This window comes from Paenibacillus sp. 01T47 (genome assembly GCF_056398245.1).
On record NZ_JBFTPA010000010.1, the window covers coordinates 69,690 to 93,558 of the forward strand.

Below are 23,869 nucleotides of genomic sequence, written 5' to 3' on the forward strand. Positions count from 1 at the left end.
GATTTTAAACCTTAACGCTATGTTCTCGCTTGCAACGCACTTCTGGCAACCAGCATATATCCGGCCCCCCGAATCGTAATGATTCTCTCAGGATTGACAGGGTCAGCCTCGATTTTTTTACGTAAATTACTGATGTGTACAGCGACGGTTCTCGTATCCTCCAGACTCTCCATTCCCCAGATGAGCTGAAACAACATATCGACAGTGACGACACGGTTAACGTTTTGTGCCAAATAGGACAGTAGACTGAACTCTTTTTTCGTTAAAAAAATGGTTTCACTACCCATGATGGCGGACTGTGCGTAGTAATCCAGCGTCAAACCCGGAAACTCTAGCAGTTGTTCCCTTCTGCCAGTCGACACTCTGCGAAGGTGAGCCTTGATCTTGGCCATGAGTACTCCTGGACTAAACGGCTTGGTCACATAATCGTCGCCGCCATAGGATAATGCGCTGATTTTGACCTCGTCCTCCTCACGGCTGCTCAGAAACACGATCGGCGCATTGGTGTAGAAACGTGCGTTCCTACACCAATCAATGCCGTTTTCATTAGCCAACAATACATCCAGTACAATCAAATCCGGCTCGAACGACGTAAGCAGTTTCATGGCTTCTGCCCCGCTGTAGCTGTAGGAGCATATGAAGCCCTCACGCTCGCAATACACCTGAACAATCTCGCATATATTGGGATCATCATCGACGATCATAATTTTGTGCATGTCCATCATGCTGTCACCTTCTTTCTTCTACAATACAAGAATACAAGGAAGCGATACATAGAATATTGCCCCCGTCTTGCCGTCGCTCTCCGCTCGAATCGTCCCTCCATGCGCTTGGACGATTTCCCTGCAAATCGCCAGCCCGAGCCCGCTGCCCTCTATACCCTTCTCCAGGCCCGGTCGATCATACCTGTAATTACGATCGAAGATTTGCTCGAGCTGCTCTGGGGGAATACCTGCGCCTGAATCTTGCACGCTAATGATTGCACGGCGGATATGATCCTCTTCTTCAACAGCTAATGCAATACGCACCGACCCACTGCTAGAAGTAAACTTCATCGCGTTCGACACTAGATTAAACAATGCCTGCTCTAATCTTTGCACATCCATTTCGACAACAGGCATGTCAGGGCGTTGATCTTCCATATCTCTGAAATCCAGCGTGAAATCCAACCCTGCGTCACGCACAACTAGCTCATATTGTTCATAGAACCGGCGCAAGAAGTCAACCACATGAACCTGCTCCATTCGGTACGAGACTTGTCCCGTCTCCAAATGCGACAAGAAGGACAACTCCTCGATCATGCGGTTAACCCTTATCGTGTTATCCCGAATATACTTCAAGTACTGTTCATTACGTTCCGGCTTGACCCTGTCCTGCACAGCTTCTACATAACCAAGCATACTGGACAGCGGCATACGCAGATCGTGCGTTATATAGGCAAGGAGCTTCTTCCTCCCTTCCTCGGAGTGAAGCAACCGGTCATACGACGTGCGGAGATCATCATGAGCAGCGGATAGGGCCTGTGTGCGTTCCTGCACGGTTCGTTCCAAATTAAAATTCATTTCGGTCAGCTTGTTGTTAGCATCCTGCAGTTCACGTGCAATCCTCTCCTCGTTCGATGCCGCCCTCGTAAATCTCGAAGAAAGCAGAATCATCTGTGCGATCGTAAACACCAACAAACCAAGCGGAGATGTATTTCCGATCAGCGACCATTCGTTGTAATATAAAAAATCGTTGACGACAGTAACTAAACCAACCACCGACACGAGCAGGAAGATTAGCGCTCCCTCCATACGCCGCATAGCCGCTTTGACTAGCCCAACCATCAGATAAACCATATGCAGAAAAACCATCACACCGATCATCAGTAACATTTTGGTATATATAAGTGCAGGGGTCACCACAACAACGATACAGAATGCGCCGGTAACGATCCGCGTGACAAGATGAAACCAACGCGACACATAATTCGGAAAAATGCTATCAAAGTACATCGTCATGATATAACCAATGCTGCAAAGAATCAGGTATTCGATCTTGAACTGCAATCCCCATGGAAAAGATGGCCACAATTGTGTGAGTAAGAGCTCGCCGACCAGCAAGGATCGGATACCGGACAACGTGGTGAACAGACCAAAATACAATGGAGCCCTGTCTTTGCGTCGCAGTCCGAATAACAGCAGATGATATACGCCAATCACAAGCAGGCCTGCGGTGGTGAACATTTCTGCGGCGATTCTCAGATTTGTCCTAACCGTTAACACATCACTGCCGCCGAGCTCTATATACTTGGTGATGCCGCCTCGCTTATGATGGAAGTTGGCTACTTGCATAACCAGCTCTACCCTGTCATTTTCGGGCTGAAAGAACACCAGCTTCGTTGCCAGATGCGGTGTCACGCTGCTCTTGTCCTGACCAACTACACCAACCTCTGCCAACAGCTCGCCATTAACCCATAATTTATACGCATGAAAAATGGTAGGCATCCGCAGAGCAAGCCGCTCATTCCTATCCTGCTCGCTAAGCTTTATGACCACCCGAAAGGTTGCAAAGCCTGTACCGTTCAGCTGCTGACCATCTAATTGATAGCCTAACCATGACCCCGGGATGCTGATCCAGCGATCATGATTTCCGTCCCTTGCTAAGCGATTCTGTATGTCCTCAGGCGACAGCAGCTCTTGCCAATAGAACGCCCAGTCCCCTTTTAACTTTACCGGATTCTCACTGACATGGGCCTGCGTTATATCCAGAATGCCTTTTTCACTTTGGAACTTAGGGGAGTCCGGTGCAGGGACGACGGCATAGCTTACAACCGAACCAATAACAAGGGCAGCAATTATATAAAGCAAGATAGAACGAGAACCGAATCGGAGAATACCCCTCATTATGAACCCAACCCCAATCTCCAAGAGCGCAATAAGTAAGTCGATTATCTAAATCATATCATCATTATAGGTAAATGTACCCTGCAAATATCTACGAGGCGTTGAACACAAACATTACGATGAGGTCCTTTTTTGAACGTAAGAAAAAACCGTCCACCCCCGGACGGTTAATTAACGTGCAAACCCATGTTTTAAGCAAGAAGAATATACCGGGTAACGAAGTAGACTCACCGATGCAGATCATAGTGGTAGATTCAAATACATTCAAACTTCAATATACAGGTAAATGCGGCTCTTAACTACTACTTTCTTACGAGTGACATACAGCGCCCCACATGTGCCGAGTGCTCAGTGTGAACATTACCTAATACGATGTACCCCTATCTTATGAACGTCTGACTACCGTACTTTTACAGCTTTATAGTGGAAATTATAATTATAAAGCCGACACCTATTATAGAATAGGGCCACATAAAAACACACCAGCCCTGATGCGGACTGGTGTACTATGGTGAATGCGAGGGGATTTGAACAAGTGTCCGCTAAGTCTTACTATATATTAAGAAGTCCCTTAAGGTCGTAGGGTGTAAGGCTTCTAACGACTTGATTATTTATATAGTGCTAGTTGGTTTTAACGAGTTTTCCGCATTTCAACATGCATGTCTACCGGAATAGACAGGACTCACAACATGATTTGCACATATTTTATCCAGTGTTATTTGATTTTAATACAAGAAAAGGAATCACTGATCTGTAATGTATAGACCATCAAGTCAATAAAAAAACAATAAGATGCAATCAAGCCTCATAGTATCATTCCCCTTATCTATACTTTCTAGAGAGTGTTCCTTTATGCTTCTCGATAATCGAACTAACAATAGAACGACCTAACTTAGAACACCAGATAACCGATAAAGTTGTCTCCCTTTTACGAGCGTGTTTTTACTCAGTTTAAATCTACTAACAGCGTACTTCAATCCAATTCGACCGCTCTCAATCTCTTGCACGATGGCTAATTTCTCTGAGGCACTAATTTTATTTTCGGGCATGAAAAATGCTCCCCTCACAGCAAACAGGTTATATATTATTTCACCTGTCTACCGTATGGGGAGCATATCAAGATTCAATCTGCAGAGCAGCCTCTTTAGGCTATCTGAAACTCTTATTTACTCCAAATTCGTTGCAGGATAACTGCTGCTTCGGCGCGAGTGAGAGAGCTGTTCGGCGCCAATTTGCCGTTCGATCCTTGCACGATACCGGCATTGACCAGTGCTGCAACGCTGTCTTTCGCGTAAGAAGCTACCGATGCCTCGTCGCTGAACGCATCCAAAGTGCCACCTGTCGGCAACGCTTTGCCTGCGGCTTTCGCCGCGCGCGCCGCGATGACCATCATGTCTTGACGCGAGATCTTGCTGTTTGGATCGAACAGATTGCTGCCCGTGCCTTGAATGATGCCCAGCTGCGCAGCGATCTTGACCGCATCATAGTAGTATGCGGAGGAATCCACGTCGGAGAACATCGTTACGGAAGCATTGTTACCTTTAAGCTCCAATGCGCGAACGAGCAGCGACAGGAAGTCCGCTCTCTTGATGGAAGCATTCGGATCGTACGCGTTCTCGCGCGTGCCGTTAATGATGCCGCGAGATGCCATTGCTTCGATTGCTTTCTTCGCCCATGGTACGGACTGAAGATCTCCGTACGATTTCACGACGAACACAACTGCATAGATACTGAAGTGAGTCGTCGAGAATTTGACCGTACCACTTGCTGCATCGTAGCGGGCATTCGGCACAGGTTTCGCTTTGCCGCTGCCGTCGATGTACCAGATGATGATGTGATCCGGGTTGCTTAGCTCTTCAGCCGTCGGCGTGTAAGGTACGGATACCGTTACAGGCGCGTTCGGGTTGTTCCAAGCGACAACGGAGTCGCCTGCCAAAACTTCGAGGCTAATGACCGGATGGTTACCGATCTGCTGGCGGACGTCATTGCTGAGTCCTTCTGTCGAGACCTTGCCCAAGCGAACCGATACGAACTCGGAGCTGCCGACTCTCGTGCCTGCCAGCATGTTGCCAGGAAGCTCGACCGTGCCGTTCACCGTCTTGATCGCAAGTACTGTCGATCCGGAATCTTTCAGGCTTTGAAGCGGCAATTGCACGTCGTATGAATTTGCGCCTGCTGTTGCAGGAATGTCGATCGTAACTTTTTTCTTGCCTGCAGCGTTAGTTACTGCTTGATCGAACGCTTTCTGCAGATTGCCGGCAGAGATGTTGGACGATGCCTTACCGTTATTCACGGTAACTTTTGGTGTGATCTGGCCGTTTTCAACCAGTTGTTCAGTCACCTGAGGAGGCGTGACTGTATCGGTCGGAGGCGAAGCGGCGCTCGTTGTTGCAGTCACAACTGCGGATGCATCCGATACCAGTTCCCCTTTAACTGCCTTCACGTAGTAGTAGTACTTCGTTGAAACTTCCAGACCCGTATCCGTGAATTCGGAAACCGGTACGCCGGAAGCGATTACCGTGAATGAACCGGATTCGGACGTTCCGCGATAGACGGAGAACGTTACGCTCGTGTCTGAAGCAGCGTTCCAATTCAGCCTGATTGAGGATTGGCTTTGAGCATCAGCCGTCAATCCCGTAGGTGCCGCCAAAACCTCCTCAGGAGGCGTTACAACCAGAGGAATCGTCGTTGCATTTACGACTGTGGATGCATCCGATACCAGTTCCCCTTTAACTGCCTTCACGTAGTAGTAGTACTTCGTTGAAGCCTCCAGACCCGTATCCGTGAATTCGGAAACCGGTAAGCCGGAAGCGATTACCGTGAAAGAACCGGATTCGGACGTTCCACGATAGACGGAGAACGTTACGCTCGTGTCAGAAGTGGTGTTCCAATTCAACTTAATCGAGCTAGCGTTCACGGCAGAAGCCGTTATGTTCGTAGGCGCCGCCGGTGGCGTTGCAGGAGGATTCTTACCGAAAAGCGTAAGCACTCCAAAAACGGACGTGTCTTGATAACCTTGGCCGGTCAAATCGTTCCATGCGGCAGCGCTCTGACGAGCACCGTTTTTACCGTCGTTGATTTGCACGTCAAAGCCTAGCTTCATGTTGTTTTCCGGCGTGATCGATGTTAACGGTATTTTCATTTCTACCGTGTAGTTCGTTCCGGAAAGAGAGGTGGCTGACTCGAAACCGACTGCTTTGCTTGACGGATTAAAAGTTGCCTGGTTCATATAGTTTACTCTGTATTGTCCATCATCCGATTGATAGGAAGCTGTCTTACCATTATTCTCGTCTACGAACACTTCGACGGAATCTTGTTCATGCGCGTTCGGGCTAGTACTGTCCAGTTCCGCATTAGTAACTTGGATTTGCACATACAGGTTGTGATCATCCCAGAGCGCTCTTGCTACACCGCGTGCACCTTGCCAGGCCATCTGGAACTTCTGAATTGAGAATTCAGGTGCATCGCTCCAGATCGCATCAATAGTTCCGTCTATGACCGGCGTACCATATTTAGCGGAAGTTTGACTAGCGGTTGCCGAAGTCGGCGGGTGCTCAGCTATGAACTTGCTCGGATCGATAACGCCGTAATAGGCTTGCTTTGCTTGCAGGTTGTTATCGAAGAGCAACGGCGGTTGTTCTTTTCTCCAGCTCGTCGCGTCGTTCAGACCCCAGAAGGTGACTCTGGCGATATTCGCGGCGTGCTCTTTGTAAATTTGGAATAGCTGCGCGTACAAGTAGCCTTGCGCGATTGCTTCCTTTTCGGTGATCGTGCCGCCGTTGCCGGCCGTTATGTCCAGCTCGGTAATGCTGACTTCAACGCCCAAGGAGATAAACCGCTCCAACGACGCTTTAACGTTGTCCGGCTTCGTGTTGACGTTGTAATGCGCCTGCATGCCGACGCCGTCGATCAGCTTCTTGCCCGGATGCGTAAGTGCGTACTTGTCGTTGATTTCTTTGACCATATTGTAGATGGCCGTAGCTTTGTTCTGGTTATCATCGTTGTAATCGTTGTAATAGAGCTTGATATCCCAAGAAGGGTTTGCGTCCAGCACTTCTCTTGCCGCCAAGAACGCTTGCTCCACGTAATCGTTACCGATCGCCGTTTTCCAAGGAGAGGTGCGCAGGGCAGCAACCCAATTCGTCGGATTAGAAGGATTGTCGTTCATCGCTTCGTTGACGACGTCCCAAGAAATCAAATTGTTGCCGTATTTCTCAGCGTAATGCGTCATAACCGTTTGGATATGTGTTCTCATATTGGCGAGTGCCTCGTCGCGGCTCAAAGGCGAACCGTTCGAAGTAGTCATCCACGCAGGCGTCTGCTGATGCCATACGAGCACATGCCCGTGTACTTTCATCCCTGCGGCGATCGCTTTATCGACTAGCGAATCCGCATAAGTGAAAGTACCTTTCACCGCCTGTGTCGCATCCGGTTTCATGGCGTTTTCTGCCGTTACGACATTATGATGCAAATTGAGAAGCTCCAGGCGAGTGCCATCGAAATCCGCCGCGGATACCGCGTTGCCGATCAAGAAATCGTCTTGGTACTTTGTCTTGATTGGCGTCAAGTCTTTTTGTACGGAGATAGGGATTGAGCCCGTGTTCACAAAGCTGATATCGTCGATGTAGAAAGAAGCAGTCTTGTTGCTGGAGCTCTCGACGTAAATGGTCAAAAATTCGTCGCCTACGCTGGAGTAACGATAGTTGCCTTCAAGCTTCACCCATCCGTCTGCAGCACTAACTGTTTTTGCTTGTATGGTATTGTAGCTGGCGGTGCTGCCGTTGCCGACTTGCGTGGACAACTGAAGCTGCGAGCTGGTCGGAGAAATTAGCTTGACCCATGCCGTTACTTTGTACTCGCTGCCTTTGTCTACGTTCTGCTCGACGCGAATCGTAGGACCGTGCCAAGAGTCTGTACGGTCTGCTACTTTCAACGCATAAGAACCGTTGTCGGTATGATTGGCTTCATTCGTAACGGTCAACGTTTCCGTTCCCGCGCGGTCGATAAAGCCGCCATTCGATTGATCCTCGAACGTAATAGTAGTGAATGGCACAGCTGGAGTTCTTGGAGGCTCGGCGCCAGGCGTAACGTCTTTAATTACGAATTCGTCCATATAGAAGTCGGCTTTCGCCGTAGCGGTTTCGTCTGGACTGTAGATGTTAGCTTCGATCCAAACTAGGAATTCGGTCGTGCTGGCTGGCACTTCGTAGCCTTTCAGTTCGAACGTCTTCCAAGCGGAGTCCGTAACGGCTTGGTTGCCGATAATCCATGGGTAGCTATCCGTACCGCCGGATTTGACTTTCGCGCCTAAGTGGTAGTTATCGGTTCCTTGAGCGGACCGGAGTTTGAATGAGATATCGTATTTATGACCGGATACCAACTTGCTGGTCAAATTAAGCGATACGGCGCTCTTTCTGTCCGAACGGTCCTTATACAGAAGGGATTTCGTTCCATCGGATGCGTAGTCAGACGATACTACCGCAGTACCGGTGCCGTTCCATCCCAGATCCGTCCAACCGCCGAGCTGACCATCCTCAAAGCTTTGGGACAGGACGAAGAATCCTGGAGGAGGAGCTGCGCTTTTCTGGGTAATGACGATGTCGTCGATCGCGAAGCTTGTATTTTTACCGGCGTCTTCGGATTCGAAGTAGAGTTTAATTCCCGTAGCAGCGGTGTTATACGTATAAGTACCGCTCAGTTTCACCCAAGCGCCGTCGGTGACCGTCGTCAACCCGATTACTTCCTTAAACTGGTCGTTGCCGGTTAAGCCAGATTGCTCAATCGATGCCTTTAGCTGCGTAGAAGCCGCTCCGGTATCCAGCTTAGCGTAGGCGGAAATTTCGTATTCTGCGCCTTTTTCAAGCGTATTCGTCAACGCTAGGCTAGGCCCGTGGTAATTTTGGGCGCGTCCCGTCACGAGAAGCGCGTTCGATCCGGAGTGGGAGACGGCATTCGTTACGGTCGCCGTAGCGCCGTTGCCGGTCCACCCATTTATGCCGTTTTCGAATTTCTCGACAAGAACGGCCGGTTTGACGACTTTCACTTGGAAATCGTCGACGTAGAAGCTAGCGGTTTTACTGCTGTTGCTCTGTAAGTAGATTTGCAGGGCATTGGCGTTCATGTCGTATGTATACTCGCCTTTGACTTGTACCCATGCGTCTGCTGTTACCGTTGCCGCGGAGCCTGGATTAAGGTACTCGTTGGCTGCCCCAGTCTGTTGAGCGCCGAATTGGATGGTCTCAGAGCCGGTCGTTCCCTCTTTGAGTTTAACCCATGCGGAAAGCTCGTAAACTGATTCCTTGTTCAGTATGCCGATGGCGGCTAGGTTAAAGCCCGGGCCGTTCCAGTTGTCCGTTCTTCCTTGCACCAAAAGACTGCGGGTTCCGCTCTTAGCGGCATTGGCCGAAGCCGTTACCGTCTCGGTACCGCGCTTAAACCATCCTTGCGTGCCGTTCTCGAAGTCGTTCGAAACGACGATGTTCCCGATCGCTTCCGGTGTGGGAGGCGTAGGTCCGCCGATCGCGGCTGCGAAGGTATTTAAAGTATCGTCTTTCTTAATGAGAATACGTCCCATCGCCAAGGCGTCGTCATCGCCGCTCCAGGCTTTGAAACCGACTTTAATTCCGTTCTCCGTCGCGGCTGCTTTTACGTCCGCGTTGTAGTTGCCGTAAGGATAGGCAAGAAGGATCGGATCTTTGCCAGTAATTCCTTTCAGGAACGTATTAGCGGATTGGATTTCCGCGGCCGCGGTCGCTTTGGTGATGCTAGTCGTCCATACGGCTTGATCATGCGTCTTTGTATGGTTTTGAAGACTGATGTTCGGGTTGTTTTTCAGCGTGTTCAATTGGCTCAGCGTCATTCCCCAAGAACCGATATTGTCCTGGATGACGAAAGATACCGCTTTCATATTGTACTGCGTCAATACAGGAAGCGCGTTTGTAATAAAATCCGGTGTTGCGTCGTCGAACGTCAGCAGAATCGGTTTAGAAGGAGCGGTTGCCCCGTTCACGATAATGTCGACGTACTGTTCCGCGGATACGGTGGTATAGCCGTTATCGTTCAGATACTTCATTTGTTTTTTGAAGTTGGCTGTGCTGTATTGATAATCTCCGGATGGATTATCGGTGATTACATGGTACAGGATGACAGGTATCGTTGCGCTCGCTGCATTCGCATTTGGAGCATACCAAAATTGCGGCACTAACAGTGCAGCGGCTAACAGTGACAGCAATAGCTGTTTAAAGCGTCTACTCATTTGATGTCCTTCCCCCTAGAATAGATTTTGATGTTACCTAAAGCGCTTTCAATCTTGGTGTTGAATGACTTCTCCTTCCCGTATCTTCAATTATAATGAGCGTTTTAATAGGGCGGCACCTAACGAAGTAGAGATTCTACTATAAAAATTAAAGAAGATATTAGATCCGAACTTATGAACCACCAGCTAAATACAATTAAAAAGATATATCTCATAAATGAACATCATTCAGTAGTTTTTGTTGAATGTGATTCAAACCGATAGTCCGGGAAATGAGAGATTATTATACAAACCGTCATTGATAGCGCGTTCATTGACAGCGGCACCCAAGTGATAATGAAACAGGCATAGACCAAAGCCCTACACTGCTGTTGTGTGTTTAGCAGCATCAGACCGGAGATTTTCTTTGTAAAATAGAAAGAGACCCTTCCGGCTGGATATTCTCCAGCCGGAAGGGTCCGCATTTTTCTGTTTACGCTTTTACTTAGCCAGGTATTCGACGAACCTTGCAAAAATAGTAGCTACTTCGGCGCGGGTGCCGGTGGCTTTGGGGTCAAAGAGGTTGTCCGGCTTGCCTAATACAATGCCGATTCCCCGCAGCGCCTGAACGGCCTCCAACGCCCATGAGCTGATCTCACTCTCGTCTGCGAAGGACTTAGATTGGCTTTCAGGAATCTCATAGCCCTTGTACTTCATGTAGTTGTACAGTATTACCAGCATCTGCTCGCGCGTCATCGGTGAATTGGGGTCAAACAGGTCTGCGTTTATACCGTTGACTATGCCGCTTTCGGCCGCCCACTCGACTGCCGCCGTGTACCACTGCCCGTCCGTCACGTCGCTAAAGCGGGAACTCGTGTAACCGGAGCGGTTTACGTTCTCAAGATTGGCCAGTACCTGCACAAACATCGCACGCGTCATTGACGTGCCCGGTGAGAACATCGTGGACGTCGTGCCGTTAAAAAGACCGTATGTGTAGGCTAAGTTTACGTTGCTGTAGAACCAGTTGTCCATGTTGACATCCCTGAAAGGATTGCCCGACATCACGAGGAAGCCCAGCGGAGCGCCGTCATCGAACACAAGCTCCGTACCTTCATGGATTTTCAGCGACATTCTGTTGCCACCGGGTAGTGTCACTTCGGCGCTCTTGTCCGCCGGAATGGTCACCTTACCGTTTGAGTCTATAGTTGTGCCCTCGGGTACCTCAATCTTCGTTCCGCCCTTGGTCACAATCTCGCCGCCACCAGGCAGGGTGGTGTTGCCGTTTTTGTCCGTGACCGCGGACTTATCCTTCGGTGTGTTCACTGTGTAGGTCGGCTTTGACGATCCAACGTCTGTTCCGGTGCCCGTGTTGCCCGTATTGCCGTCGGGCACAATGGGAGTTGTCGTCGGCGTCGCCATCGCACTCATCTCCGCGCTGTCACCCTTCGCGCTTAACGCGATGACCTTAAAGGTGTAGTCTTGGCCGTTTGTCAGGCCCGAGAAGGTATATTTGGTCGTCGCTGCATCCAGTGTGACCGGCGTCATGTCGCCATACCAGACCTTGTAGCCCAATATCGCACTGCGACCGTCGTCAGGATCGTCAGGAGAAGTCCAACTCAATGTGACCTGTCCATCGCCCGCCGTCGCCTTGATGCCGCCCGGAGCACCAGGAACGTTCATTTTTCTCTGCACAAACATCCAATCAAAGACGTCTGTGTAATCATTGTCCCAAGCCGACAAGTTAGAGGACTGCGCCGTGGGAGCTATGCTCCAAGTCCCCATAGTGATCTGGTTGTAAAGAACCGCCGCTTCAACTTCGTGCGCTACTTGATCACCCAGGACAGGTGTGTTGGCCTGATTCGGCCTCCAATTCGGCTGATCAAATTGATTGTAGGGCCACGTAAGAGGCTCATTGCTCTCAAATCGCGAAGCCCTCGCGTTGATCATTTTCGGCATATTCGTGTTTATGAAGGTAGTGAGGTTAGTCTGGTATCCTCCAACGTTATGTTTATTTATAAACATCCAATAGGCCAAGTCGTTATGAACGTTGTTGGCGTTCGCGCTCGGTGAGCCGCTTACCGGAGACATAGGTGCGGCGGCCGCGAAGAAGCCGGGATAAGCGTTGACTAAGCTGTTCGTATACTGGCCGCCCCATGAGAAGCCTGCCGCGTAAATACGGTTAGGGTCTACTGCGCCGCTGGCAACCAGGTCGTCTATAACCTTCTTAACATTGGCTGTGGAGGGAGTAGACGTGCCATTATAGGAAATATTCAGTATATGGCTGGCGTATTTGCCAGGATCTTCTTTCATTTTCTTCATCAGAGCGACTGCGCCGTTGGCGGATTTCATGGCCGCTTTTTGGTCTGTCGCAGCGCTTGTACCGCCGCGTCCCATGCCGTGGGTATAGACATATAGCGGCAATCCTTGCAATACTTCACCTTTGTCATCCTTATGAAGGTAGAGCGCGCGATTGACCGAATTGCCCGTGGGTGTTGTAAACTTGTCAAGGATCGAATTTACAACTTTTTCCTGTTCGAAAACCACGTAGCTTAGCGGACTCCCTTCTGTCAGTACGAGCGCGCCGTTTTGGACGATGCTGTAAACCTGCTTTGTCGAGTTCATGCTGCCATCCAGCGTTATAGTGCCGCCGCCAGCTGAATAAAACTCAGACTCAACTACGATGTAACGGCCGCTTTCCAGTCCGGCTTGATAATCCGGTGAATGGCTTACCGTCCCAAGATAGCCGCGCACCTTCGGTTCGTCATTGGCGTATACCCTTGTGATCTTGCGCGTCCCTGCAAAGGTCACCGAGGCGCCGTTCAGAGTCGTGTTCCTGGCCGACACGGTAAACAAGCCCGGATTAAGCTCGGAGCCTACCGCCGCCTTCCCTTCGCCTAAGTCAATGATGACAGCCGTCGTGTACTCGCCACTGGCGAAGTTGTCATTCCATACGATAAAAGGAAGCAGCTCCGCGGCCGAATCATTTTTGAATGTCACGTGAATGGTATGGTCAGCGTTAACCTTTGAAAAGGTATAAGTACCATCGGATAGAGTCGCGGCCTCGCCGTCTACCGATACGGTATCCACAATTTTTCCGTAATCGGGGGTAATCGTAAATTCTTTGTTTGAGTTGCTAGCTATTCGCAAAACATCACCGGGTGCGTTCGGCGTTATTCGGCCGCCCGATCCCGCCGTGGCGGTGATTGAGAATCTGGTGTCCACTTCATTGGCTAAAATGAGCTTCAGGCTGTTTGTATATGAAGCAGCGCTGCTGTAAGCCTTGTCCGGATCTCCGAAACTGGAAACGACTTCATAGCGGTCACCGCCCTTTTCTGTCGAGTTATTGATATAAACATCAAAGGTAAAATCGCCTTCCTTCAAGGTCAAGGTTCTTTTTGGTATTCTCATCTCCACGATATATCCTGTTTCCGTGATCTGAGTCCAAGCAGCTCTGCCCGGAGCGGACTGCCCTGAAAACACGCCCGTCGCGCTTACACGCCATTGGTTTGCGCCTCCGGTTCCTGTGCCTACATAAAACTCCAGACTATCATACTGGTGATCTCCGCCGGCACCCTGATATAGATTGCTGTCCTGCACAACCACGCGGGCATACAGGTAGTCGGAGTCCCAAAGGATCCTAGCTGTGCCAGTGGCATGGGGTTTGGAGTCGCCGGGCACAGTACTTTTGTTGATGAGATGCTCCATTGTCAGGGCCCACAATGGGTCGTCTGACCCGAGTTCGGGAGTTCCGAACATGGCGGTCGGTGTTTCAAAAGCTTCCGCGTTCACGATGTTGTCAGTGCCGATGGCAAAGCTGGTAAGCATTAGCGACGCCACCATTACCAAGCGACAGAATAACGCGAGCATTCTGCTAAATCGTTTTGACATAATTCTTTTTTTCAAAATTATTTCCTCCTTATTATCTACATATTAAGCCACAAGTCATGTTCAACATCCAACAATGATTTCATTGATTTGCAATGATGTTGGTGAGCTTTTATATGATCAGAGACTCCCTTTAATATAAACTCAATAATATGAAAGCGCTATCATCGAATTGTTACAATCTTAGCATTCGTTTACTCTCTTCATCTATATCACCCTCACCGATTTGTACTATATTATCATTTGTTTACAACCATACTTATTAGCAGTTTTTTTGATTGCAACCACATGAATGAAAGCGCTATATTTAAATTTGATTGGCTATTTTACTGGATTGTTGAGGAAAACTCCTTCGGTACTCATGAGTTTCTCGATCTTTGCGTACAAATTGACTGTTCGCCATATATTGCTGCAAATGTTGGTTCTGGTACCCCTTGAACTGATTCGTAGACATAAATACGTCATGGATCAGTACGATCCAAAAGGCGAAGTTTCAATTATTGTGGACGAATGGGGAACCTGGCATCAGGCTGAGCCTGAGACTAATCCTGCTTTTCTTTACCAGAAAAATACGATGCGGGATGCCATTGTTGCTGCGTTGTCCTTGAATATTTTCAATACACATAGTGATCGAGTGTAGGGGTTACTTTAAACGATGGATTAGAAAACCAATTGGTGATTATGATGAACCCGAACAGGCCTTTGAAAACGGAAATGAATAACTGTAAATAAATACACTATTAATTAAAAGGGCAGTTCAAAAGTCAATTATTATGACTTTTGAACTGCCCCTTTAGAGTTATCTATTGAATTATTTCTAAGTTGGATATAGCACGGATTGACTTAGATAGATTTTTATTAAATTAGAAGGTTTTTTCATTTATAGCATTCCAAAAAGATGCTTTTCTCTGTACTCCTGTGGAGAATAGCCAGTTGCTTTTTTAAAAAAGCGGTTAAATGAAGTAGCACTTTCGTATCCAACTCGCCGAGCAATATCATTTATTCGTGAATTTTCACTTTTAAGTAAATTTTTAGCTTTTGTTAAACGGGTTGAATCAATAAACTCAGTCAAATTTCTACCCGTTTCCTGTTTATAAATACGCGACAAATACGACGGATTTAGATGCACTTGCTCAGCTAATCTAACCAAAGACAAATCTTCATCCAAATTCTCCTTAATAAATCCTTGTAAGAAGTCGATGATATTATCCGCTCGTTTCTTTTGTTCTATGGTTTGCATATTAAAAAGAACTGAAGCCAATTCCATCAAATATAACGCCGCATCTCCCCAAGAATCAAAAAGTTCAGTCCGCATAAGTTTTATCTGACCCATTTGGAATACTACCTTTTCAATGAGTCCCCATCTGTTGATATATGACATTAGATACAGGGACACAGTATAAAATGCTTCCTGTGCAATTATGTTATTTTTACTGTGAATACCTCTTAAAGGAGTAAGGAATTGCTCTAAAGCTTCATAAAAATCCTCTCTTTGCCCTGATTCCAAATACTGCTCAATGACAGCAAGATTTTTAAGTTTAAGCGTTTTTTCGAGCTTTCCCCCTTCCAGGCATTCTACATCATAGGTGTTTTCAGTGACAGACTCATCATCAATATTGTCATTAAACTCACTGTCAATCAATAGTATTTTATTTTCGATGCCTATCCGATAGTTAAGTAGATGTTGTAACGAATGATATTGATTAGCAATCTCATCCCATCGGCTTGCTTTACTACTAACCGTTAAGCTGATAGGCATATTGAAATTCTCCTGTGAAGCTGATTGTATAACTTCTAATATCCCTTTAAGAAAAGAGAGTGTCTTATTATAAAACTGATCCCTCATTTCTGCATCTACTGAGATTGTGCTGAATAATGATTCTTTAGGCTGCACAAAAATGACAAAGCGACGATTTTCGTCTAATATAATGGATACATTCAAATGAGTGGCTATATATCTTTGAATAATTTGACGTACAGAATATAGCAGTTGCATCTGTTGCATATAGTCACAATTTTCTGGAAACTTATCGATCATTCCCAATACCAATGTAATTGGCCATTGCACATTAAGTGGGATCGATAGTTTTCTGAATTGCTCCTCCGTAATTTGTACACTACGATCACCCTTTAAAATGCACATCAAATAGTCTTCTTGAAACAAATCAAGCGCCATGTGAACTTGCTTTTTTGCATTACTAATTAAATCTTCCGTTTTAATTTCTTTGCGAATTTTCGACAAATTCTCTTCAACTACCTGAATAACTTTCTCGATATCTTCCGACTTCAAAATATAACTGACATCCCTATGCTGAATGGCTTTGTAAACAAAACCAAATTCACTATGTCCTGTCAACAATATAACTTTGCACTGTGGCCAAATTCGAAAAACTTCCTTCATTAGTTGCAATCCGTCCATATCGGGCATATCGATATCGGTCAGTACAATATCAATTCTTGTTCTATTAAGCCACTCAATGGCTTCTTTACTACCATAGGCCTTATAAACATCAAGATTCAAATGATCCATTCCTCGAAAAATTTCGTAAAGATGATCCACTATTATCTCTTCATTATCTACAATTAATAATCTATACATACTCAAACCATCACCTTCGGGTTAAGTTGCAACGTCACTTTTAAACCGCCTAATGAGCTTCGTTCAAATTGTAATCCATTATCGTCGCCATAAATTAATCGAATTCTTCTATGAATATTAACCAGACCCGACGTTTCGCTACTCGTCTCATCGTAAAATAGTTTTTTCATGCCTTCCAACTTTTGAGCAGTTAAGTTCATTCCATTATCTTCAACGATAATACGCAAAGCACGATCATCTAACCGAAAGCTAATCGAAATAATAGCTTTCTCTCTCGAATTTTCAACAGTATACTTAAATACATTTTCGATTATTGGCTGAATGATTAATCTAGGCACTTGTAAATCCTTAACCATTGCTGGACAATCTTCAAAATTAACTGTCAATCTACTAGAAAATCGTACTTGCTGAATTCCAGTATAAGTCCGTGCGTGTTCTACTTCCTCATGTAATGGCAAAAAATCAGAATCGTTTTTAGTAATAAATTGAAAATATTCACCTAAAAGCTTTGTAAAAGGAATTAAATTTTCATCCTTTAGCTTGGCCATAGTATTTATTAAAAAAAGGCTATTATATAGGAAATGTGGACTAATCTGCGTTTGTAATTGCTTCAACATCGACTTTTGATTGAGTATTTTTTGCTTATATACCTGGTCGATTAAAGCAGATACATTCTGAACCATGGAATTAAATCCTTGATACAGATATCCAAACTCATTTTTTTTGATAACCTCAATATGGACGTTGAAATTTCCGCTCTCTACACGACGAAATGATGCTACAAGCCTTCTCATTGGCCTTTGAATCAAATTATAAGTATAGATGGAATAGAGTACTAAAACCAACAAACCCACACCAGTAAATATCCACAACCAAATATAAAAATCTTGGACAGGTACAAAAATCAATTTCTCTGGAATATAACGCAATAAAAGCATATTTAGATAATCAGATTTAACGGAAAGCACATAAATATTTTGACCATTAATTTTACTATGATGAATGGTATCGCTTTCAAAATCTGTGTAGTTTTCCGCAAAATCCTCCAACCTAATATTTTTAACATTACCTTTTCCAGGTATCACCACATCATGGGTTAGGTCAATTAAATAAGTACCACTATTTGCATATATATTAAACTGCCCCAGTGCTTCTTGTAACGCTACCGTATTAATTTCAACCTCTACCATATATTTTTTAGATAAACTAGATTTTCCGTCTAGCAACGTAGTCAAATAAAGTTTGCCTTCATACTGCACCAGTTGAGCACCCATTACCCCCTCCGACACCCGAAGTAACTCAAATTTATTCATATCAATAGGACTTACAGAATTGGAGGAGGATATCGTTTTTTGAATAGGGAGAATATGAACACTCACGTTAGAAATATAGGAATTACTGTTATGAATGGAGATTAATCGCTGATGGAGTATTCTCATACTTTCCATCATTTCATATTCATCCATTATGGAATAACGAATCGCAAGCTTTTCGAGATATTCATCATTGAGTGTATCATTTTGCAAAATTTTAATGCGTTCTATTTCATCCTCTAGACTTTCAAGATAAAACGATACTTGAGCAGTCGAGGACTTTATTATCTCATTCTTTACTGTATTTAGGCTCCAATTGTACAGGTAGATTCCTAATAGAATGATAAGCATTATGGCTAATAAAAATGTGGAGATCAGCCTTACAAAAATACTCTCTCTGATGTATAGCTCCCCCTTATACAAATAATAATCATACTCTATCATAAAATATGATTATTATATAGTGAAGTGGATAGTACTTAACAGGGAGTCTATATGTCAACAATAGCCTTAGTCTACCTCTGATACTATCCCTTAACACTCCCTACCACAATACCTTTTACCAAGAACCGCTGCAGGTAGGGATATACGCAAATAATTGGCAATGCTCCTAGAAAAATTTGAGCGGATCGCAATGTTTTATCTGATATCGTTGCCATTAATTTAGCTTCCTCTGGTGTCATCGTGGCGAAGGAACGTTGAACCACGATAGTTTGAATATAGCTTTGGACAGGATAATTGCTAGGATTGTTCATATATATTAATCCATCAAACCAACTATTCCAATGGGTAACAAGTGAGAATAACAGAATGGTTGCTAATGATGGTAATGATACTGGAACATAGATTTTCCACAATGTTGTCCAATGTCCAGCACCGTCAATAAAAGCAGCCTCGCTTAATTCCTTTGGTATCATACGGAAGAAATTCAACATTAAAATGACGCTAAAGACAGGCACCGCAGTCGGTAGCACCAGTGCCCAGATTGTATCTATCAATCCTAGCTGGATAATGACCATATATGTTGGGATTAGCCCTGCGCCAAATATCATGGTAATGAAAAAACTCCATGAATAGAAGGTACGGAATCGGAACTCACCTTTTTCTTTAGAAAGCGGATATGCTATCATGATCGTAAGTAATAGATTGATTGCCCCCCCATAAACAACTCTCTGCAAAGATACAAATATTGATTTCCAGAAGGCTTCCCGCTGTGCGACAAACTCATAGGCGGCTAATGTAAATCCTTTGGGCCACAAAGATACCGAACCTGTTGCTGCAATAGCGCTGGAGCTAAATGATACTGCTAATATGTGAATCATCGGAATTAGACATATTAATCCAACAAGTACCAAGAAACAACTATTAAATAATACAAACCAGTCTATTCTCTTGTGTAAACGCATGGTAACTTCCCCCTAAAAGATCCTATAGTCTGCAACTTTATAAGCAACGAAATATGACACAGACACTAGTACAAGCGCTATAACAGACTTAAATAATCCTACTGCAGTTGCCACACCGAATTGAGCATCCAACAAGCCTATGCGATAAACAAATGTATCGAGGATATCTCCACTTTGATATACTATTGGACTGTACAAATTGAATATCTGATCGAACCCAGCATTGAGCAAATTCCCTAGATTAAGTACCATAAGAAGCACTATTACCATTTGCATCCCCGGCAGTGTTACATGCAGCGTCTGCTTCCAGCGATTAGCTCCGTCAATTTGTGCTGATTCATATAAATCCGGGTTAATTCCTGTAATCGCGGCAAGATAGATAATCGATCCGTAACCAAATTCCTTCCATGTATCTGATAGGATCATGGTTATCGGAAACCATTTGTTATCCCCAAGAAAGAAGATGGATTCGAAACCAAATAGTTTGATTACTTGATTGAGCAAGCCATCATTTGGAGACAAAATTTCTATAAAAATGCCGCCTAATACAACCCACGATAGAAAGTGGGGTAAATAAATGGCAGTCTGGACTCCTCTTTTCAAAGCGGAGTTTTTAACTTCGTTTAGAAGTATGGCAATCACAATTGGCACTAGAAGTCCCAAAATGATTTTCATGACCGCAATGTATAAGGTATTCCACATAATATCATTGAAATTTGGTAAGTTCATAACATACTGAAAATTTTTCAGTCCAACCCAAATCTGATCACCAAACAAACCCTTTGCTGGAATAAACTTCTGGAATGCAATGATGATACCTCCCATAGGAAGATAACTGAAGATGATTAAAAAAAGAAATCCCGGCAATATCATTAAATGCAGTGGAATTTCTCGGTTAAAGATTTTTTTTTGCATATGCTACACCCTGTTTCTATGTTTGAATTTATGAATAGGAAGAGAAAGGATGCTTCTTAGAAAAAGCAGCAGCCTTTCTCTTATAAATTAATCTATTTTACTGATGCGTACCACTCATTGACTTCTTTAGTCATATCCGCTCCACCAAGCTTATTCCAGTCAGTAACGAACTTGTCAAACTCATCGATTGAAGCAGCACCCATAATTAGTTTTACGAACATCTCTGTTTCTAGAGATTTCAATGTGGATTGTTTTTCCGTCATTGTAGGAGTAGGTGGACCAGCATAGCCCTCAAGCTTTAAAAGATCGTTATCGATATATTTAACGCCATGTCGGAATACGCCATCTACGCCGTAAATTTTAGGCCAACCCCATTGTGTGGTATCTCCATTTTCATATGCCACAATGTTCTCGTAAATAGATAACGGTTCGCCGGTCAACTGATCTAATGTATTATTAGCACGAGCCGTCTCGAGATCTCTAAACGCAGTAATGTTTTTGTAAGGGGGGTATGGTTGTACTGGTGAATACTTCCACACACCTACTCCTCCATTAGCTTTCGGCATAAAATAATAATCAAAATCTCCCGTTTTCCCCCAAATTAGTTCCGCATGAAGATTAAACATTTTAATTAAAGCTTCAGGATTAGAAAATCCTTTTTTAACAACCCAGAACTCAGTAGCTCCGAATTTTTGAGGTGATAGCACTGGTTGTCCATCGACCGATACCAAAGAATATCCTTCCCAATTTGCTTTTGGATCGTTCTGATAATTACTAATAAGCGGATACATTGGGTTCCATTGTGCACCGAAATCTATGCCGACCTTACCCGCTGCAATCGTTTCCGCTACTTTACCGCCATCTTTTACACCGAATTCTTTATCAATCTGACCAGCCTTATACATAGTAGATAAAACTTGCAACGATTCCTTTACTTCTGGGAGTGTACTACCCCATACTAAATTACCTGAACCATCGTCTATCCACATATTAGGGTAAGCGTGGTATCCGGCGAAGAACCCTTCTAACCCCATGGCACCTCCGTAAAGATCTTTTGTAAATGCAAGACCATACGTATCATTTTTACCGTTACCGTCTGGATCTTGTGTTGTGAATGCTTCGCTGATTGCAATGAGATCATCCATCGTTTTTGGAGCTGGAATTCCTAGTTTTTCTAGCCAGTCCGTACGCAGCCAAAGATATACACCATCACCGTAGACTTCTGGGGTACCGACACCCATCATTTTCCCGTCGATTTTTGGCGCATTAAGAACGGCAGGGCCTTGAACCTGGTAATATTCCTTCAATAGATCGGATGCATACGCATCCCAATATGGTGTCAAATCCTCTATCATGTCAGCTTCGGCCAATTGCTTCATTTGAGCACCAGTTACACGAAGGATGTCTGGAAGTGCTCCTGAAGTTAATGTAACGTTCATTTTTTGAGTATATGCATCTCCAACACTTACCGTCCAATCGTATTTCACATCAATACCTAATTTTTCTGAGTACGCTTTTAACCAGCGGTTATCTTCCACTGTCTCTCCTGGTGTTTTTGGAATGATATTATCTTGCATATCATTGTCCACATCACGAGCAAATCGAATGGTAAGCGCCTTATCGTATTTACCAAGAGGATCAGTATTTCCCGAAACTACTTCGGTAGACTTATTCCCTGGGCTATTGCCCGTTGAATTGCTGGGTGAATTACTAGGTGAATTAGAACTACATGCTGATAAAACCCCTGTTGACAAAAGCAAAACAGATAAGATTGTAATTGTTCTTGTATACATTGTGCTTTTCAAAACTATTTCCCCCTTATTATCTATATATTGAGCTACAAATCATGTTCAACTTCCAAAAGTGATTTCATTAATTCGCAATGATGTTGGTGAGTTGTTATATGATCTGAAACTCCCTTTAATATAAACTCAAAATTTTGTAAGCGCTATCATCATATTATTACAATCTTCACTTTCGTTTACTTCATTCAACGTTATCACCCTGACCGATTTGTACTATCTTATCATTTGTTTACAACCATGCTTTTGATAGTTTTATGGGTTGCAACCACATAAATGAAAGCGCTATATTTAAAGGTGATTAGTCATTTTACTGGACTGGAGAGGATATTTATGGCTTTATTATTTATAAATGCAGGTCGAAAGTATTCCAAAATTAACAAAAACATTTATGGGCACTTTTCAGAGCATTTAGGTCGTGGTATTTATAATGGTATTTACGTGGGTGAAAACAGTCCGATCGCCAATGTCCGTGGAATACGTTCCGACGTTGTAGAGGCATTGCGACATATTAAAGTACCAGTGTTGCGTTGGCCAGGCGGATGCTTCGCCGAATATTACAACTGGAAAGACGGCGTTGGGCCTGATCGCCAGCGCATCGTTAACGCCGGTTGGGGTGGAATTGTAGAGGACAACTCTTTCGGCACTCATGAGTTTCTCGATCTTTGCGAGCAAATTGACTGCTCTCCATATATAGCAGCAAACGTTGGTTCTGGTACCCCTCGAGAAGTAAGCGAATGGATTGAATATATGACTTTTAGCGGTGAATCGCCGATGGCAAACTGGAGACGTCAAAACGGCCGTGATGAGCCATGGAAGATCGAGTTTTTCGGAATTGGCAATGAAAACTGGGGTTGCGGTGGAAATATGCGACCAGAATATTATGCAGATATATACAAGCGTTTCGAAACATTCATCCGCAATTATGATAACAATAAAATTTTCAGGATTGCTTGTGGCGCTGATGGAAGCGATTATAAGTGGACAGAAACATTGATGCGCCTTGCAGGGAAAAATATGCATGGTCTATCGTTGCATTACTACACCATGCCTAAATATTATGAAACAGAACCATATCCTTGGGAGAACAAAGGACCGGCTGTCGGTTTTGACAAAGGAAACTATTATCGTACATTGCGCCGAGCGCTATATATTGATGAACTGATTCGTAGACATAAATACATCATGGATCAGTACGATCCAAAAGGCGAAGTTTCGATTATTATGGACGAATGGGGAACCTGGCATGAGGCTGAGCCGGGGACTAATCCTGCTTTCCTTTACCAGCAAAATACGATGCGGGACGCAATTGTTGCTGCGTTGTCATTGAATATTTTCAATAATCATAGCGATCGGGTGCATATGGCCAACCTTGCACAAATGGTAAATGTGCTCCAATCCGTAATTTTAACAGATGGCGAACATATGGTTCTCACTCCTACTTACCATGTATTCGATCTGTTCAAGGGACATCAAGACTCCACACAAATTGAAAGTTACGTACAGCAAGATATGACTGGTACAGAGGAAGCAACCGTGCCTGCACTGCATATTAGCGCCTCTGAAAGAGCTGATGGACGGATTCATGTAACGGTTGTGAACCTATCTGTAGATGAGCCACAAGAAGCATATTTTATGCTCGCTGGGAAGGAATTCTCTTCTGCCGAAGTTCGCTTCATCGCTGGTGATATGAATAACCATAACCAATTTGGCCAACCACCTCAGGTTGAAGTTCAATCGATGCCGAATATCAAGGTGAAGGATAATTGTTTGCATTTTGAACTTCCTGCGTGCTGTGTTGCAGAAATCATTATAGATTAACTGTACTTA

At 44.7% G+C, this 23,869-nt stretch carries 11 protein-coding genes and 1 pseudogene; 2 read left to right on the plus strand and 10 right to left on the minus strand.

Going from position 1 to position 23,869, the window contains the following annotated elements; translation table 11 throughout:
• Positions 1-17: 17 nt before the first annotated feature.
• The 5 genes from AC1DOV_RS20045 to AC1DOV_RS20065 form a co-directional block, all read right to left on the minus strand.
• On the minus strand, positions 18-725 hold the full coding sequence (locus AC1DOV_RS20045; RefSeq protein WP_477509242.1) for a response regulator transcription factor: 708 nt from the start codon (positions 723-725) through the stop codon (positions 18-20).
• An 18-nt stretch (positions 726-743) separates the two neighbouring features.
• Complete coding sequence (locus AC1DOV_RS20050; protein WP_477550857.1) at positions 744-2,885, minus strand: sensor histidine kinase; 2,142 nt, start codon at positions 2,883-2,885, stop codon at positions 744-746.
• An 887-nt stretch (positions 2,886-3,772) separates the two neighbouring features.
• Positions 3,773-3,934, minus strand: coding sequence for a hypothetical protein (locus tag AC1DOV_RS20055; RefSeq protein WP_477550858.1), 162 nt, complete (start codon positions 3,932-3,934; stop codon positions 3,773-3,775).
• Positions 3,935-4,047: 113 nt separating this feature from the next.
• Complete coding sequence (locus AC1DOV_RS20060; RefSeq protein ID WP_477550859.1) at positions 4,048-10,140, minus strand: endo-1,4-beta-xylanase; 6,093 nt, start codon at positions 10,138-10,140, stop codon at positions 4,048-4,050.
• 480 nt (positions 10,141-10,620) lie between these two features.
• Entirely contained in the window at positions 10,621-14,022 is a 3,402-nt protein-coding gene (locus AC1DOV_RS20065; protein WP_477550860.1) for an S-layer homology domain-containing protein, read from the minus strand.
• A gap of 418 nt (positions 14,023-14,440) precedes the next feature.
• Between AC1DOV_RS20065 and AC1DOV_RS20070 the strand changes: the two are divergent.
• Positions 14,441-14,641: pseudogene (locus AC1DOV_RS20070) on the plus strand (alpha-L-arabinofuranosidase C-terminal domain-containing protein); the annotation flags it as partial.
• Between the two features lie 243 nt (positions 14,642-14,884).
• Here the strand turns inward: AC1DOV_RS20070 and AC1DOV_RS20075 are convergent.
• From AC1DOV_RS20075 to AC1DOV_RS20095, 5 genes are all read right to left on the minus strand, one after another.
• Positions 14,885-16,603, minus strand: coding sequence for a response regulator transcription factor (locus AC1DOV_RS20075; RefSeq protein WP_477550861.1), 1,719 nt, complete (start codon positions 16,601-16,603; stop codon positions 14,885-14,887).
• Between the two features lie 2 nt (positions 16,604-16,605).
• Positions 16,606-17,877, minus strand: coding sequence for a sensor histidine kinase (locus tag AC1DOV_RS20080; protein ID WP_477550862.1), 1,272 nt, complete (start codon positions 17,875-17,877; stop codon positions 16,606-16,608).
• 566 nt (positions 17,878-18,443) lie between these two features.
• On the minus strand, positions 18,444-19,322 hold the full coding sequence (locus AC1DOV_RS20085) for a carbohydrate ABC transporter permease (RefSeq protein WP_477550863.1): 879 nt from the start codon (positions 19,320-19,322) through the stop codon (positions 18,444-18,446).
• 12 nt (positions 19,323-19,334) lie between these two features.
• Complete coding sequence (locus AC1DOV_RS20090; protein ID WP_477550864.1) at positions 19,335-20,237, minus strand: ABC transporter permease; 903 nt, start codon at positions 20,235-20,237, stop codon at positions 19,335-19,337.
• A gap of 92 nt (positions 20,238-20,329) precedes the next feature.
• Positions 20,330-22,042 carry an extracellular solute-binding protein gene (locus tag AC1DOV_RS20095; protein ID WP_477550865.1) on the minus strand — a complete coding sequence of 571 codons (1,713 nt, stop codon included), beginning with the start codon at positions 22,040-22,042 and terminating at the stop codon, positions 20,330-20,332.
• 330 nt (positions 22,043-22,372) lie between these two features.
• On the opposite strand from AC1DOV_RS20095, the gene AC1DOV_RS20100 reads away from it, so the two are divergent.
• Entirely contained in the window at positions 22,373-23,860 is a 1,488-nt protein-coding gene (locus AC1DOV_RS20100) for an alpha-N-arabinofuranosidase (RefSeq protein WP_477550866.1), read from the plus strand.
• Positions 23,861-23,869 lie beyond the last annotated feature (9 nt).